We start from the raw sequence: 15304 nt of genomic DNA, 5'->3' as shown, positions 1-15304 counted from the left end.
AGAGGGGGCACAGTTTGTGCCCCCTGCTCAAGCAGCCAACAATCCGATTTTGTCGGCCAGTTCGGATGCCCGCCTGCGGCGGTCGGGGGAAGCCGCTTCGGTCTCTTCGAGCACGATACGGCGGGCGTACCCGTTGTATCGGATCGTCTCCGGTGCGGCTTCGTGCGCCTGCGCCAAGGTGGCGAGCGCTGTCTCCGGCTGGTTGTCGAGGTGGTACCCGCGGGCCTGCTCGATGCGGTGCCGCGCCCTGCGGGGACGGGACTTGATGGCCGTGGCCTCGGCACGTGCGGCCTGCCGGGCGGACTCATTGCCCGAGTGGAGTTCCACCGCCACGGTGACGGCGTGCGCGCCCATGATGGTCGGTCCGAAGGATGTCACGGGGTGGTGGTAGTCGGCCGGTAGCCGGTCGGCCATCCGACGGGCGGTCTCCCACCTGTGCCACGCGGTGCCGGCGCTACCGCGTCGAGCCTCGGTGTATGCCGCCTCGAATTCGAGTGCTCCGGCGATGGCCAGGACATTCGTTTCGGCGTCCGGGAGCAGCGGGCGCAGGTATTCGAGCGTTGCCAGGTTGACGGCGTCGGCGGCGTCGAAATGCCGATTGCCGGCGTCGCGGTGTGCTTGCGTGGTGAGCCATGCTGCTACGCCGATGGCGTGCGGGTCCTCGGATTCCTGAGCGGCGACGAGTCCACGTTCGGCGACGCGCCACAGCAACGCGGCGTCGGGCTGGTACGCCAGGAAGAACTGCGACAGTGAGTAGACCTCGGAGAGAACCGCCTGCGCGGCACGGCGGTCGGCCGAGGAATCGCTCTGTCGGACGGCGAGTTGTGCGTCCGTGATGAGGTCGGGGAGCAGCGCCCCGATGACCTCGCGGTGATTCGGCGCCTTGTGCCGGGCCGACCATGCGCCGTCGAGGCGAGCGCGCAGGTGCGCGATGGAGGGGGCCTCGCGGGACGCGTCCACCGGGAAGGCGTTGATCGCGGCAGCGACGGCCGGCAGGCGGGGGTGGCCGGGCCCGGTGAACAGATCGACCTGCATCGACTGCCTGCCGGTGAGTTCAGCGAGGTTGTGGACGCGCAGGGCTTCGGCGATGCGGAGGATCATTTCCAAGCTTGGTGTGTGGAGCTGTCCCTTTTCGACGCGCTTGACCCATGAGGTCGACATGCCGACCAGGCCGCCGAGGACGACACGGCTCATGCCGCGCCGCTGCCGGAGGATCTGCATGCGTTGTCCGAACGCGATCGGCTCCGCGTACGGCTCGGGGGTAGCATCTTCATGAGACATGGCCGTGCCCCTCTCTGAACAGCTCGTCACTGTCAGGGTATGGGGCACGGCGCTTTGTAGGGTACTGATCCAGTCCCGACGGGCCGCCACTGTGCGGGGGCGCGGCGCTGATGCCGGTATCTACGACCGTCAGCTGCTTCACCCCTCTTGGCGCTCAGTCGACCGGCCCGGTCACGCAACCGGCGCTTGTCCGGCCGGACGGCCCCGCGTCCTCGGGAACCGTCGAAGACACCGTCGGGTCCCAGAGGTGTTCCTTACCGTCGTTCTGGTCGAGTTGTACGGGTCAGGCCTCGGGAAGCTCGCGTCCGGGGTCTGGTGACGAGTGCCGTAAGCACCACCGCCGTGATCGCTCCCGCTGGGACGCCGCTGCCGAAGAGGGTGCGGGCCCAGGTGGGGAGGGGGGTGTAGAGGTCGGGGGCGAGGATGGGGAGGAGGCCTGCGAGGAGGGTGAGGGCGACGACGGTGATGACCGGGCCCTCGAAGGTGTCGGCGCGGCGGAGCATGCCGAGGCCCATCGCGGCGATCACGGCGTAGATGACCAGGCCCGCGCCGCCCACCACGGGAGTGGGGAGGGCTGCCAGGAGGCGGGAGACGGGGGACAGCAGGCCGATCAGGACGAGCAGTGCCCCGGCGCCGGCGGTGACGAAGCGGCTGCGGACGCGGGTGAGTTGGACGATGCCGATGTTCTCGGCGCTGGTCACCATGATGGAGGTGCCCAGCAGGCCCGCGGCGAGGGAGGTGAGGGCGTCGGCGCGGACCGTGCGCGGCACGTCGCGGGCGGGGGCCGGTTCGCGGCCCACCGCCTCGCTGTTGAGGACCGTCTGCCCGGTGGCCTCGGCGAGCGAGGCGAGGGTGAAGACGATGAGGGGGACGGCGGCGAGGAGATCGAAGTGGGGCGCGCCGTAGGGGAAGGGGTGGGGGAGGGCGAGGATCGGGCCGGTGGCCGGGACGGCGTGCGTGCCCGTACCGGTGAGCAGTGCCGCCGCCGTGCCCGCCGCGATGCCCAGCAGTACCGACATCTGCCGCCACACGCCGGGCAGTACGAGGTAGCAGAGTGCGGTGGCGCCGATGGTGATCAGCGCGAGCCAGGTGTCGTGGGCGATCATCGGGGCGGTGACGTTGACCATGTTGATGCCGATGAGCAGGACAGTCGTGCCGAGGACCACCGGTGGGAAGAAGCGCACGATGTGGCGGTAGAGGGGGAGGACGGCGAGGAGGAAGGCGGCGGCGATCAGGACGGAGCCGGAGGCGGTGGCGGCGCCGTGTTCCTTCGCGGTCTGCAGGAAGATCGCCACCGCCGCGCCGCCCGGGAGCATGACGAACGGCAACCGCGCGCCGATCCGCAGGACGCCGAAGGACTGGAGGAGGGCGCCGGCCCCGCACAGCACGAGTGTCGCGCTGAGCAGGGCAGCCGTGCGATCGGGGGACAGGCCGAGGCCCGTGGCGATCAGGAAGGCGGTGGAGACCGGGGCCGCGAGCATCGCGAGGACGTGCTGCGCGGCCAGGGGGAGGAGGCGGAGCGGCGGAAGCCGCTCGTCCACCGGGTGTACGGCGGCCTCGGCGCGGGTGGTGCCGGCGGGGGCCGTCACCGGTCAGCCCCGCTCCGGCAGCCAGGGCAGGTCCTCGGCGCCGTAACGGTACGCGCGGAACAGGGCGTTGTGCTGGGCGGGGAAGATCCGGCCGACCTCGGGCTCGCGGTAGCCGCCGAAGTGCGGGACGACGTACTCCCAGCAGAGGTATCCGTCGGCGGTCACCTCGAAGATCCGGCCCGCGGGGGAGTCACAGATGAGGGTGTTGCCGTTGGGGAGGCGTTGGGCGCTGCCCATGAAGGGGGCGAAGAAGGCTTCGCGGGCCGGGTCGTGGTACTCCCAGGCGATCTTCCCGGAGGACCGCTCGACCTCGATGACGCGGGAGAAGGGGACGTCCCAGTGCGGGCGGAAGACGCCGTTGTCGAAGATGAGGATGTTGCCGTTGGGGAGTTCGGTGGGGTTGTGCTGCTGGGAGACGATGCCCGGTTCGGTACGCCACAGGATGTCGCCGGTCTCGCGGCTGATGACGAGGACCGCCGAGGCGCTGCGGAGGCTGGCGAGGATGTTGCCGTCGGCGAGCGGGAGGACGGCGTTGATGAGGGGGTAGTGCTCGCGGGAGTAGTCGGGGTGGAGGGGGAATTCGTCGCGGTCGAGGTGGTCGGAGACGCGCCAGGACCACAGCTCGGTGCCGTCCGCGTCGACCTCCTTGATGGTGTCGGCCCAGACGGTCGGGCCGTCGGCGGTGACCGGCTCGGAGCCGGGGACTCCGCCGCGTACCGCCGCAGCGCGCTCGCCGGTGAGCGGCTCCAGGGCGGCGTAGAGGATGCGGCCGTCGCCGAGGTGGTGCGCGTCGTGGTGCTGGAGCGGGTCGATGTGCTCGCGGACGACGGTGCCGTCGGGGGTGACCTCCTGCATCACGCCGCCCCGGTACTTGTGCCACATCGGGAACAGCGCCTCCTGGTCCGGGAGTACGCCGTTGTAGGCCAGGTTGCCGTTGGGGAGGATGCGGGCGTGCCGGCCCGGCCGGTACGGCAGGTTCCACTGGTGGACGACCTCGCCGCGCAGGTCGACGAGGTAGACCTCGCCGGTGCCGGTGAGCGGGGCGTAGAGGGTGTATCCGGGGTACGCGGCGTCCTCGTCGAGGGCGAGCAGGCCGGTGCCGCGGCGGCGGCGTGTGTTTTGATCGACAGCGGTCATGGCGGGGTCCCTCTCGTCAAACTTTGTTTGATGGCGTCAAACAGGTTCGAGGCTAAGGGGCGTGTGTTGCAACGCTGTGAACGTGGCGATAAAGGGGAGAAGGAGTGCGCGATGCGTGAAGATCAGGGGGCGCCGCGGGTCGGCCGGGCGATGCGGCGCCGCCGCCGCGCGCTGGACCTCACGCTCGCGGACCTGGCAGGGCGTACCGGCCTGTCCAAGCCCTTCCTCAGCCAGGTGGAGAACGACCGCGCCCGGCCGAGCATGCGCTCGCTCCAGCGCATCGCCGACGCGCTGGAGACCACGGCGGTCCAGCTGCTCGGCGCGGCCGAGGACCGGCGGGCCGTCGACGTGGTGCGCGCCGACCCCGCCGCCGCGCTGGAGGACGGCGCGGCGGGCGCGGTACGGCCGTTGGTCCGCGGGCAGCAGCAACTGCACGCGCTGGAGTTCACCGGCGCCCACGAGTGGGGCCGGGAGTTCCGGCACCCGAACGACGAGCTGCTGTACGTCGTCGAGGGCGCGGTGGAGGCGGAGGCCGACGGGCAGCGGTACGAGCTGGCGCGCGGCGACACGCTCTACTGCACCGGCGGGGTGACGCACCGCTGGCGCGCACGGGAGGCGGGCACGCGGGTGCTGCTGGTGGGCGTCGCGGACGACATCGGCCTCTGACGCCGTCCGCCGGGCGTACCGCTGACGGTGCGTCAGTGTGCGGCGGCCGCCACCAGGGCCTCCATCACCCGCAGGTCGTCGCCCGCCTCCGGGTGCCACTGCACGGACAGCGCGAAGGCCTCGGCGTCCGGCGCCTCCAGCGCCTCGACCGTGCCGTCCTCGGCGTACGCGGAAGCCAGCAGGCCGGTGCCGACCCGGTCGACGGACTGGTGGTGGTACGTCGGTACGGACAGCGGCTCCGGCAGCGCGGCGGCGAGCAGGGTGTCCGGCACCGGCTTGATCTCGTGCCGGGCGAAGACGCCGGGCGGCCCGGAGTGCCCGTCCATGTGCTGGTGCAGCGTGCCGCCGAGGGCGACGTTCAGCAGCTGCATACCGCGGCAGATGCCCAGCAGCGGGGTGCCGGAGTCCAGCGACGCGTGGATGAGCGCGAGTTCCCAGGCGTCGCGGGCGAGCGCTGCCGGGCCGGTGCGGGGGTCGGTCTCCGCGCCGTACCGTTCCGGCCGGACGTCCGGGCCGCCCGCGATCACCACGCCGTCCAGACGGGCGACGACGGCCGCGGCCGCCTCGCGGGCCTCGTCCCGGCCGAGATCCGGCTCGTGCGGCGGCAGCATGGCGGCCAGGCCGCCCGAGCGCTGGACGAGGCGGTGATAGCCGGCCGGAAGCAGTGCGGCCGGGAGCGTCCACACGCCCCAGTGGGCCTCGGCTTCCAGGTACGTGCTGATGCCGATGAGCGGCTTGGACAAGGGAACCTCCGGTCGGTGTGCGGGACGGACGGTCAGTCGCGTTCGAGTTCGGCCTCCGCCGCCGCCAGCGCGGCGAACTCCTCCTCGGGGGCCGCGGCCACCAGCCGGTGCCGCGAGTAGAAGGCGAAGTAGGCCAGCGCGACGGCGTACACGACGAGCGCGATGACGGCCGCCTCCTTGTCCACCAGGAACGTCGCCACCAGCGCCGAGCAGGCGAGCACGAACGCGACCGAGGAGGTGAGGATGCCCCCGGGGGTGCGGTACGGGCGCGGCAGCTCCGGCTCGCGGCGGCGCAGCACGATGTGGGAGAGGGCCATCAGGGCGTAGGAGATGGTGGCGCCGAAGACCGCGACGTTCAGCATCCGGGCGCCGTCGCCGGTGGCGGCGGCCAGCGCGAAGCCCAGCGCGCCGGGGACCAGGAGGCCGAGGTAGGGGGCCTTGCGGCGGCTGGTGAGGGAGAGGAAGCGGGGCAGGTAGCCGGCCCGGGAGAGGGCGAAGAGCTGCCGGGACCCGGCGTAGATGAGGGAGAAGAAGGAGGCGATCAGGCCCGCCAGCCCGGCGTAGTTGACGATGCGGGAGGCGACGGTGGGCTCGCCGTGCGGCTGCAGCGCCTGGACCAGCGGGTCGCCCACGGACTGGATGGCGGCGGCGCCGCGCGCCCCGGTCGCGGTGAGGAACGTGACCAGCGCGAGCAGCAGCAGGACGCCGATCGCGGCGGCCATCGCGCGCGGCAGGGTGCGGGCCGGGTCCTTGGTCTCCTCGGCGGCCAGCGGCACGCCCTCCACGCCGAGGAAGAACCACATGCCGAAGGGGAAAGCGGCCCAGATGCCGAGGATGCCGAAGGGCAGCCAGGAGGACGCGCCGAAGGCGTCCTTGTCGGCCGGGATGTCGTTCAGCGCGCTCACGTGGAAGTCGGTCGCCGCGGCGAGCGCGAAGACGACCAGGGCGGCGACCGCGATGGCCGTGACCACCAGGCTGAAGCGCAGCGCCTCGCCGACGCCCCACAGGTGGATGCCGATGAAGATCACGAAGCAGGCGAGGTAGACCGGCCAGCTGGAAGTCAGCCCGAAGAGGCCGAGGGACTCGACGTAGTCGCCGATGAAGATGGAGATCGCGGCGGGCGCGAGGACGTACTCGATGAGGATGGCGGTGCCGGTGAGGAAGCCGCCCCACGTGCCGAGCGCTCTGCGCGCGAAGCCGTAGCCGCCGCCCGCCGTGGGCAGTACGGACGCCAGCTCCGCCAGCGCGAAGACCAGGCAGGTGTACATCAGGCCCATCAGCACGGCCGCCACCGCCAGGCCGCCGAAGCCGCCCTGGGCCAGGCCGTTGTTCCAGCCGGAGAAGTCGCCGGAGACGACGTACGCGACGCCCAGGCCGGTCAGCAGCAGCGGCCCGGCGCTGCCCCGGCGCAGCGCGCGCTTCTCCAGGTAGGCGTCCGCGGGCCCGGCGGCCCCGGGTGGCGGGGAAGAGGTCGGTGCGGTGCGCGGTTCCGTGCTGTCGGCCATGAGCCGCTCCTGCCTCGGCTTGGATAAAGGTTTAGCGCCATACCTTTGTGGCGGGGAGCGGTCCGGCGCAAGACCCGTGCCGTAAAGGAACGGTTACGTTGCCGGCGCGCCCGGTACGGCTCACGGTGCCGGCGGCGGGCCCGTGAGGAAGCCGCGCAGCAGCGCCGCCGTACCGCAGCAGTGCTCCCGCATCACCTCCCGCGCCCCGTCCGCGTCGCCCTCCAGCACCGCCTCCACCAGCGCGGTGTGCTGCGCCTGCGAGTGCTCCAGGTTGCGCACCAGCAGCGGGATGCAGTCCAGCAGGTCGTTGACGGTCGCCCGGACGGCCGCGTACTGGGCCGCGAGCGTGGCCGACCCCGACAGCTCGGCCAGCGTCAGGTGCAGCAGCGTGTCCCGCCGCCGGTAGTCGGAGAGCGGCGCGTCGTGCGTGGCGGCCAGCGCCGCGCGCAGCCGCTCCGCCTGCCCCCCGTCCAGTCCGTACCCCGCGCACAGCCCGGCGGCGCCCACCTCCAGCACCTCGCGGAAGCGCAGCGTGTCCTCGACGTCGACCCGCTCGATCCGGCGGCGCAGCTCGTCCTCGCCGTGCGTCTCCGCGCGCTCCCGTACGAACGTGCCGCCGTACCGCCCGCGTCTGCTGATCACCAGCCCCTCGTCCTGCAGCACCTTCAGCACCTCGCGCAGCGTGACCCGGCTGATCTGCAGCCGCTCGGCCAGCTCCCGCTCGGCGGGCAGCCGTTCGCCCTGGGGGACCAGTCCCAGCCGCACGATCTGGAGTATCTGCTCCAGTGCTTCCTCGAAGCCGTTGCCCGCCCGCACCGGGCGCAGCACCGGCGCCAGCCGGTCCGCCGCTCCGTCCACCGCTACCCCTTCCCAATCAATGGTTCGTGTGCCTACCTTATGACCTCCGGACGCAGCGACAGGAGGCACCACCGTGGCAGACCGCACGCCCCCGCTCTCGGTCGAGGAGCTGAGAGTGCTCGTGGACGCCGGGGAGATCGACACTGTCGTCCTCGCCTTCACCGATATGCAAGGCAGGCTCCAGGGCAAGCGGTTCGCCGCCCGCTTCTTCCTCGACGACGTCCTGGCACACGGCTCGGAGGGATGCAACTACCTCCTCGCCGTCGACGTCGACCTCAACACCGTCGACGGCTACGCCATGTCCTCCTGGGAGCGCGGCTACGGCGACTTCTGCATGCACGGCGACACCGGGACGCTGCGCCGTACGCCCTGGAGCCCCGGCACCGCGCTGCTCACCGCCGATCTCGCCTGGCACGACGGCAGCCCTGTCGTGGCCTCCCCGCGACAGATCCTCCGCCGCCAGCTGGACCGGCTCGCCGAGCACGGCTGGCGCGCGTACGCCGGCACCGAGCTGGAGTTCATGGTCTTCAAGGACACCTACGAGGACGCCTGGTCCCGCGGCTACCGCGACATGCACCCGGCCAACCTCTACAACGTCGACTACTCCGTGCTCGGTACGAGCCGCGTCGAGCCGCTGCTGCGCCGCATCCGCAACGAGATGGGCGCCGCCGGCATGATCGTGGAGTCCGCCAAGGGCGAGTGCAACCTCGGCCAGCACGAGATCGCCTTCCGCTACGACGAGGCGCTCACCACCTGTGACCAGCACGCCGTCTACAAGACCGGCGCCAAGGAGATCGCCGCCCAGGAGGGCATGGCGCTCACCTTCATGGCCAAGTACGACGAGCGCGAGGGCAACTCCTGCCACATCCACCTCTCGCTCCGCGGCGAGGACGGCGCCCCCGTACTGGCCGACGCGGACGGCGAGTACGGCATGTCCCCGCTGATGCGGCACTTCCTCGCCGGGCAGATCGCCGCGATGCGCGACTTCACCCTCCTCTACGCGCCGAACATCAACTCCTACAAGCGCTTCCGGCCCGGCTCCTTCGCACCCACCGCCGTCGCCTGGGGTCCGGACAACCGCACCTGCGCCCTCCGCGTCATCGGCCAGGGGCACGCCCACCGCCTGGAGAACCGTCTCCCCGGCGGCGACGTGAACCCCTACCTCGCGGTGGCCGGCATGGTCGCGGCCGGGCTGTACGGCATAGAGCACAAGCTGGAGCTGCCGGAGGCCTGTACGGGCAACGCGTACGCGGGCGACGCGCAGCACGTGCCGACCACCCTCCGCGAGGCCGCCGACCTGTGGGAGAAGAGCCCCATCGCACAGGCCGCCTTCGGCGAGGAGGTCGTCGCGCACTACCTCCACATGGCCCGCGTCGAGCTGGACGCCTACGACTCCGCCGTGACCGACTGGGAGCGGTTCCGCTCCTTCGAACGCATGTGAGGACCAGTCACTTGCTTTCCGAGCACCACATCCTGAACCCGGCCACCGAAGAGGTCATCGCGACCGTCCCGGCCACCACCCCCGACCAGGTCGACGCCGCCGTCGCCCGGGCCGCGGCGGCCCAGCGGCAGTGGGCGGCGCTCGCCCCCGGCGACCGCGCCCGGCTGCTGCGCCGCTTCGCCGCCACCGTCGACACCCACCTCGAAGAGCTCGCCCAGCTGGAGGTGCGGGAGGCCGGCCACCCGGTCGGCAACGCGCGCTGGGAGGCCGGCAACGCCCGCGACCTGCTCGAATACGCGGCCGGCGGCATCGAGCGGCTGACCGGTGCGCAGATCCCGGTCGCCGGCGGCCTCAACCTCACCCTCCACGAACCGCTCGGCGTCGTCGCCGTCATCGCGCCGTGGAACTTCCCGATGCCCATCGCCGCCTGGGGCACCGCGCCCGCCCTCGCCGCGGGCAACGCCGTCCTCCTCAAGCCCGCCGAGACCACCCCGCTCACCGCGCTCCGCCTCGCCGAGCTGGGCCTTGCCGCGGGCCTGCCCGAGGGCCTCTTCCAGGTCCTGCCCGGCGCCGGACCCGTGGCGGGCAGCGCGCTCGTCGAACACCCCGGCGTCGCCAAGGTCGTCTTCACCGGCTCCACCGGCGTCGGCAAGCAGATCATGGCCAAGTGCGCCGACGGGGTGAAGCGGGTGACCCTCGAACTCGGCGGCAAGAGCCCCAACATCGTCTTCGCCGACGCCGACATCGAGAAGGCCGCGGCCGCCGCGCCCGGCTCCTTCCTCGACAACACCGGCCAGGACTGCTGCGCCCGCAGCCGCATCCTCGTCCAGCGGTCCGTGTACGACCGCTTCATGGAGCTGCTGGAGCCCGCGGTCAGGGCCGTCACCGTCGGCGACCCGGCCGACCCCGCCACCGGCATGGGTCCGCTGATCTCCGCGGCCCAGCGCGACCGCGTACGCTCCTACGTCCCCGACGGCGCCCCCGTCGCCATCCGCGGCGAGGCCCCCGAGGGCAAGGGCTTCTGGTACCCGGCGACCGTCCTGGAGGGCCGGCCCGAGGACCGCGCGGCCACCGAGGAGATCTTCGGCCCCGTCGCCGTCGTGCTGCCCTTCGAGGACGAGGCCGAGGCGGTACGGCTCGCCAACGCCACCGACTACGGGCTCTCCGGCTCGATCTGGACCCGGGACGTCGGCCGCGCGCTGCGCGTCTCCGGCGCCGTCGCCGCCGGCAACCTCTCCGTCAACTCGCACAGCAGCGTCCGCTACTGGACCCCGTTCGGCGGCTACAAACAGTCCGGCCTCGGCCGGGAGCTGGGCCCCGACGCGCTCGCCGCCTTCACCGAGACCAAGAACGTCTTCATCGCCACCGAGGAGCAGTGACATGACCGAGACCCCAGTCTGCCGCCGGCTGGTCGGCCGCACCGCCGTGATCACCGGGGCCGGCAGCGGCATCGGCCTGGCCACGGCGCGCCGCCTCGCCTCCGAGGGCGCCAACGTCGTCTGCGCCGACATCGACGAGAGCGCCGGCAAGGCCGCGGCAGCCGAGGTCGGCGGCCTCTTCGTCCAGGTCGACGTCACCGACGAGGGCCAGGTCGAGGCGCTCTTCAAGACCGCGTACGACACCTACGGCTCGGTCGACGTCGCCTTCAACAACGCCGGCATCTCGCCCCCCGACGACGACTCCATCCTCACCACCGGGCTGGACGCCTGGAAGCGGGTCCAGGACGTCAACCTCACCTCCGTCTACCTGTGCTGCAAGTACGCCCTCCCGTACATGCAGCGCCAGGGCAGGGGCTCCATCATCAACACCGCCTCCTTCGTCGCCGTCATGGGCGCCGCCACCTCCCAGATCAGCTACACCGCGTCCAAGGGCGGCGTGCTGTCCATGTCCCGCGAGCTGGGCGTGCAGTTCGCCCGCGAGGGCATCCGGGTGAACGCGCTCTGCCCCGGGCCCGTCAACACGCCGCTCCTCAAGGAGCTGTTCGCCAAGGACCCGGAGCGCGCGGCGCGCCGGCTGGTGCACGTGCCGGTGGGCCGGTTCGCCGAGCCCGAGGAGATGGCCGCCGCGGTCGCCTTCCTCGCCAGCGACGACTCCTCCTTCGTCAACGCGGCCGAATTCCTCGTCGACGGCGGCATCGCCGGGGCGTACGTCACGCCCGTGTAGAGACCACGGGTATGGTTTGCCGATCATGTCCGGGCCGCCGGCCACGCGCCGCCGGCCCGGACGTGTCCCGCCCCGGCCCGCACCGTCAAGGAGGACGCATGCGCATCCGGCACACCCTCGCGCCGGCCCTGGCACTGGCCGTCACCGCCACCCTGGCCGCAGCCGTGCCCGCCACCGCCGCACCGGCCACCCCCACGGCCCGGCACGCGAGCTGCCCGCAGCTGTCGAAGAGCCTGAAGTGGTACGGCACCAACCGTGACAAGCTCCAGCGCACCATCGACGAACGCGGCGTCTGCTCCCACCCGGAACTGGCGCACGGTCACGGGCAGCGCCCGGTCGCCGCCTTCGACTGGGACAACACCATCACCAAGAACGACGTCACCGACGCGACGCTCGTCTGGTCCCTCCAGCACGACAAGATCCTCCGCCCGGCCCGCTGGCGCGACACCAGCAAGTGGCTGACCCCGGCCGCCGACCGCGCCCTCACCAAGGCGTGCGGCACCGACGTCCCCGTCGGCGCGCCCCTGAACACCTCCACCAACACCGCCTGCGCCGACGAGATCTTCTCGATCCGCGACGAGGCGAAGACACACGGCGGCGCCGAGGCCTTCGCCGGCACCTGGAACCACCGGCGCACCGTGCCGCAGTACGCGTGGATCCCGCAGCTGTTCGCCGGCCACACCGTCGCCGAGCTGAGCTCCTACGCCGCCGCCGCGCGCAAGCGGGCCCTCGCCGCGCCGATCGGCAGCGAGGACAAGGTCGGCAGCCACACCGTCCCCGGCTACGTGCGCTACTACGACCAGCAGCGGGACCTGGTGAGCACGCTCCGCCGCGCCGGTTTCGACGTCTACATCGTCTCCGCCGGCTCCGAGCCCGTCACCGAAGTCTGGTCGAAGGGCATCGGCATCGACAAGAAGCACACCGTCGCCATCCGCAGCGTCCTCGACAAGCACGGCCGCATCACCTACGAGAACCAGGGCTGCGGCGGCATCGGCGACAACAAGGGCGAGGCCATCCCGTACGTCGACGGCAAGCGCTGCTGGGTCAACCAGGAGATCTTCGGCATCAAGGGTGCCAAGGCCTGGCAGCAGCAGGACTTCGGCCACCGCATCGCGGTGGGCGGCGGCGACGCGGACACCGACGTCACCTTCGTCGGCGACGCCACCGGCGCGCACCTCGTGCTCAACCGCAACAAGAACGAGGTGATGTGCCGCGCCTACGACAACGCCGACGGACGCTGGGTGGTCAACCCGATGTTCATCGAGCCGCTGCCGCGCAAGTCCGGCACGTACCCCTGCTCCACGGCGGCGAACATCGAGCCGGAGGGCGGCTTCGGGCCGGTCCGCCGCGCCGACGGCAGCGTGGTGCCCGACCAGCGGGACAGTGTGTACGGCGGCTGATTCCGCGCCATAAAGTGTCCGGCGTGAGCATGACGACACCGCCGGGCTGGTACCCAGACCCCGGGCACACAGGCAACGGTCCCGCCCCCGAACGCTGGTGGGACGGCTCGGCGTGGACCGAGCAGACCCGCGCGGCACAGGCCGCACCGGCGGCGTACGGCACTCCGGACCAGGGGACACCCGGGGCGTACGGGTACCCGCAGCAGGGGGCGCCCGGGGCGTACGGGTACCCGCAGCAAGGGACGCCCGGGGCCTACGGCTATCCGCAGCAGCAGCCGGGCTACGGGTATCCGCAGACCGCGCCGGGCGGGTTCGGTCCCGGCCCCGGCCAGGACGGCGGCGGCCGGAAGCGCGGCCCGGTGATCCTCGCGATCACCGGTGCCGTGGTCGCGGTGGCCGCCCTCGGCGTCGTCCTCGCCGTCACCCTCGGCGGCGACGCGCAGGACGACCCCAAGCCCGCCCCCACGGCGAGCAAGAGCACGAGCCCCTCGCCCGAGCCGTCCACGAGCTCGGCGGCGCCCGGGCCGGTGCCCACCGACGACGAGGACACCCTCGTCGACGCCCTGAACAGCATCGCCATCCCGGTGCTCGACGGCTGGCGCAAGGAGGACTTCGGCAACGACATCGACATGTACATCGGTCCGTACTACTGCAAGGGCGCGGACAGCAAGCAGTGCATGCGCGGCAAGGTCCTCTCCGAGACCGCGGCCGGCTTCACCGAGACCACCGCCGAGGGCATCGCCAAGGCCGACATCAAGAAGAACATCGAGGCCACCTACGGCAAGGGCCCGTACGGCGACAAGGACTACTACGGCGGCATCGAGAACCACGAGGAACTGAAGTCGGAGAAGGTGACCGTCGCGGGCCAGAAGGGCTACCTGGTGCGCTGGAAGGTCACCAACAAGAAGGGCCCGGACGGCATCGTGCAGTCCGTCTCCTTCCCCTCGCCCGGCGGCTCCGGCTCCATGGTCGTGGTCCGCTTCAACTTCGACGTCGGCGGCCAGGCCCCGCCCCTCGCCGACATGGACAAGATCCTCGAAGGGATCAAGCCCACCGCGTGAGCCGCACGGGGCGGACCGGCACCCGGCGCCGCCCCGTCGCACCGCCTACAGGAACGTGTGCCCCTCGCCCCGGTACGTCGGCACGGTCTCCACCACCCGGTCCCCGTCCACCAGCCGCAGCGCGTCGAACCGCTCGCACAGCTCACCCGCCTTGGCGTGCCGGAACCACACCTTGTCGCCCACCCGCAGCCCGTCGGCGGCCGCGCCCAGCAGCGGCGTCTGCACCTCGCCGGCGCCCTCCTGCGGGTCGTACGCCAGCCCGGCGGGCAGATACGGCTCCGGCAGCCGGTCAGCGCCGGGCGCACCGGACGCCGGATAGCCGCCACCCAGCACGGTCACCACACCCGGCCCCGGCCGGCGCACCACCGGCTGCGCGAACAGCGCCGCCGGCCGCCCGCTGAACGAGCGGAAATTGTCGAACAGCCGCGGCACGTACAGCCCCGACCCGGCCGCGACCTCCGTGACCGCCGCCTCCGCCGCGGTGCCCTGCACGCTGCCCGTCCCGCCGCCGTTGACGAACTCCAGATCCGGCGCCTCGGCCCGGACCGCGCGCACCGCCTCCCAGCGGCGCCGCGCCAGCTCCCTGCGCGCCGCGGCCTGCATCACGCGCACCGAACGCGAGAACAGCGGCCGCCCCGCCACCGCGTCCCCCACGCCCGCCACATGGCCCTCGTACGCCATCAGACCGACGACCTTGAAGCCCGGCCGGCGCGCCATCAGCCGAGCGAATTCAGCCAGTTGTGCGGGCTCCCGCAGCGGAGAGCGGCGCGCGCCCACCCGCATCCGGCCGCCCGCGGTACGGAACGCCGTGTCCAGCTCCAGACAGACCCGGATCTCCGCCCGGCCGCCCGCCCGCGCCGCGTCGATCAGCTCCAGCTGCGCCACGTCGTCGACCATCACCGTGACCGCCGCGGCGAGTTTCGGATCATCCGCCAGCTCGGCGAACGCGGCCCGGTCCGCCGACGGATAGGCCAGCAGCACGTCGGAGAAGCCGGAGCGCGCCAGCCACAGCGACTCCGCGAGCGTGAAGCTCATGATCCCCGCGAAGCCGTCCCGCGCCAGCACGCGTTCCAGCAGGGCCCGGCAGCGCACGGACTTGCTCGCCACCCGCACGGGCTTGCCGTGCGCGCGACGCACGAGATCCGCGGCATTGGCGTCGAACGCCGCGAGGTCGACAATGGCCAGCGGCGCGTCGAGGTGAGCGGTGGCCCGGTCGTAACGGGCCCCGAGAGCGTGGGAATCGGTCGTGAACCGGTGCATGACGGCAGCCTGCCAGACCGCATTACCGCAGGGTAGGGGAGAGATCGATACAGACCGGACACGGCGAGGCGACCGGTACCGGACACGAGTTGCGGCAGGGGGCGCGACAGCCCGTAAAGTGGCGCACGCCGTGGCCCGCAGACCCGCGGCACCAGGTCTGATCCATACGTTCCACCCGGCATGCCGCCGTCCGGGCACGG

13 protein-coding genes are annotated in these 15304 nt (G+C 72.2%); 6 read left to right on the top strand and 7 right to left on the bottom strand.

Features of this window, described 5'->3' with window-relative positions; genetic code table 11:
• Positions 1–27: 27 nt before the first annotated feature.
• From ACIGQF_RS05730 to ACIGQF_RS05720, 3 genes are all read right to left on the bottom strand, one after another.
• Positions 28–1281: a helix-turn-helix domain-containing protein gene (locus ACIGQF_RS05730; protein ID WP_399706385.1), complete on the bottom strand. Its 1254-nt coding sequence runs from the start codon at positions 1279–1281 to the stop codon at positions 28–30.
• A 254-nt stretch (positions 1282–1535) separates the two neighbouring features.
• Positions 1536–2870 (bottom strand): uracil-xanthine permease family protein, encoded by a 1335-nt coding sequence (locus tag ACIGQF_RS05725; RefSeq protein WP_399705917.1) that lies wholly within the window; start codon positions 2868–2870, stop codon positions 1536–1538.
• 3 nt (positions 2871–2873) lie between these two features.
• Entirely contained in the window at positions 2874–4007 is a 1134-nt protein-coding gene (locus ACIGQF_RS05720; protein ID WP_399705915.1) for an arylsulfotransferase family protein, read from the bottom strand.
• Between the two features lie 111 nt (positions 4008–4118).
• On the opposite strand from ACIGQF_RS05720, the gene ACIGQF_RS05715 reads away from it, so the two are divergent.
• Positions 4119–4673: a helix-turn-helix domain-containing protein gene (locus ACIGQF_RS05715; RefSeq protein WP_399705913.1), complete on the top strand. Its 555-nt coding sequence runs from the start codon at positions 4119–4121 to the stop codon at positions 4671–4673.
• 32 nt (positions 4674–4705) lie between these two features.
• Here the strand turns inward: ACIGQF_RS05715 and ACIGQF_RS05710 are convergent, their stop codons facing one another.
• From ACIGQF_RS05710 to ACIGQF_RS05700, 3 genes are all read right to left on the bottom strand, one after another.
• Complete coding sequence (locus ACIGQF_RS05710) at positions 4706–5416, bottom strand: gamma-glutamyl-gamma-aminobutyrate hydrolase family protein (protein WP_399705910.1); 711 nt, start codon at positions 5414–5416, stop codon at positions 4706–4708.
• Positions 5417–5448: 32 nt separating this feature from the next.
• On the bottom strand, positions 5449–6921 hold the full coding sequence (gene eat / locus ACIGQF_RS05705) for an ethanolamine permease (protein WP_399705908.1): 1473 nt from the start codon (positions 6919–6921) through the stop codon (positions 5449–5451).
• A gap of 120 nt (positions 6922–7041) precedes the next feature.
• A complete protein-coding gene (locus ACIGQF_RS05700; RefSeq protein WP_399705905.1) occupies positions 7042–7779 on the bottom strand; it encodes a FadR/GntR family transcriptional regulator in 738 nt (245 codons plus the stop codon).
• Positions 7780–7852: 73 nt separating this feature from the next.
• Here ACIGQF_RS05700 and ACIGQF_RS05695 point away from each other — a divergent pair, with 73 nt between their 5' ends.
• From ACIGQF_RS05695 to ACIGQF_RS05675, 5 genes are all read left to right on the top strand, one after another.
• Positions 7853–9220, top strand: coding sequence for a glutamine synthetase family protein (locus ACIGQF_RS05695; protein WP_399705903.1), 1368 nt, complete (start codon positions 7853–7855; stop codon positions 9218–9220).
• 11 nt (positions 9221–9231) lie between these two features.
• Positions 9232–10599 (top strand): aldehyde dehydrogenase family protein, encoded by a 1368-nt coding sequence (locus tag ACIGQF_RS05690; protein ID WP_399705900.1) that lies wholly within the window; start codon positions 9232–9234, stop codon positions 10597–10599.
• A gap of 1 nt (position 10600) precedes the next feature.
• Complete coding sequence (locus tag ACIGQF_RS05685; RefSeq protein ID WP_399705899.1) at positions 10601–11383, top strand: 3-oxoacyl-ACP reductase; 783 nt, start codon at positions 10601–10603, stop codon at positions 11381–11383.
• A gap of 98 nt (positions 11384–11481) precedes the next feature.
• A complete protein-coding gene (locus tag ACIGQF_RS05680) occupies positions 11482–12783 on the top strand; it encodes a haloacid dehalogenase-like hydrolase (protein ID WP_399705897.1) in 1302 nt (433 codons plus the stop codon).
• A gap of 29 nt (positions 12784–12812) precedes the next feature.
• Positions 12813–13844 carry a DUF2510 domain-containing protein gene (locus ACIGQF_RS05675; RefSeq protein WP_399706382.1) on the top strand — a complete coding sequence of 344 codons (1032 nt, stop codon included), beginning with the start codon at positions 12813–12815 and terminating at the stop codon, positions 13842–13844.
• 45 nt (positions 13845–13889) lie between these two features.
• Here ACIGQF_RS05675 and ACIGQF_RS05670 read toward each other — a convergent pair whose 3' ends face one another.
• Positions 13890–15104 carry an amino acid deaminase/aldolase gene (locus ACIGQF_RS05670; RefSeq protein ID WP_399705894.1) on the bottom strand — a complete coding sequence of 405 codons (1215 nt, stop codon included), beginning with the start codon at positions 15102–15104 and terminating at the stop codon, positions 13890–13892.
• Positions 15105–15304 lie beyond the last annotated feature (200 nt).

This window comes from Streptomyces sp. NPDC053560, assembly GCF_044544605.1.
Taxonomy (GTDB): domain Bacteria; phylum Actinomycetota; class Actinomycetes; order Streptomycetales; family Streptomycetaceae; genus Streptomyces.
The sequence above is the reverse complement of the archived record's forward strand: the minus strand, read 5'-3'. Positions and strand labels throughout refer to the sequence as shown.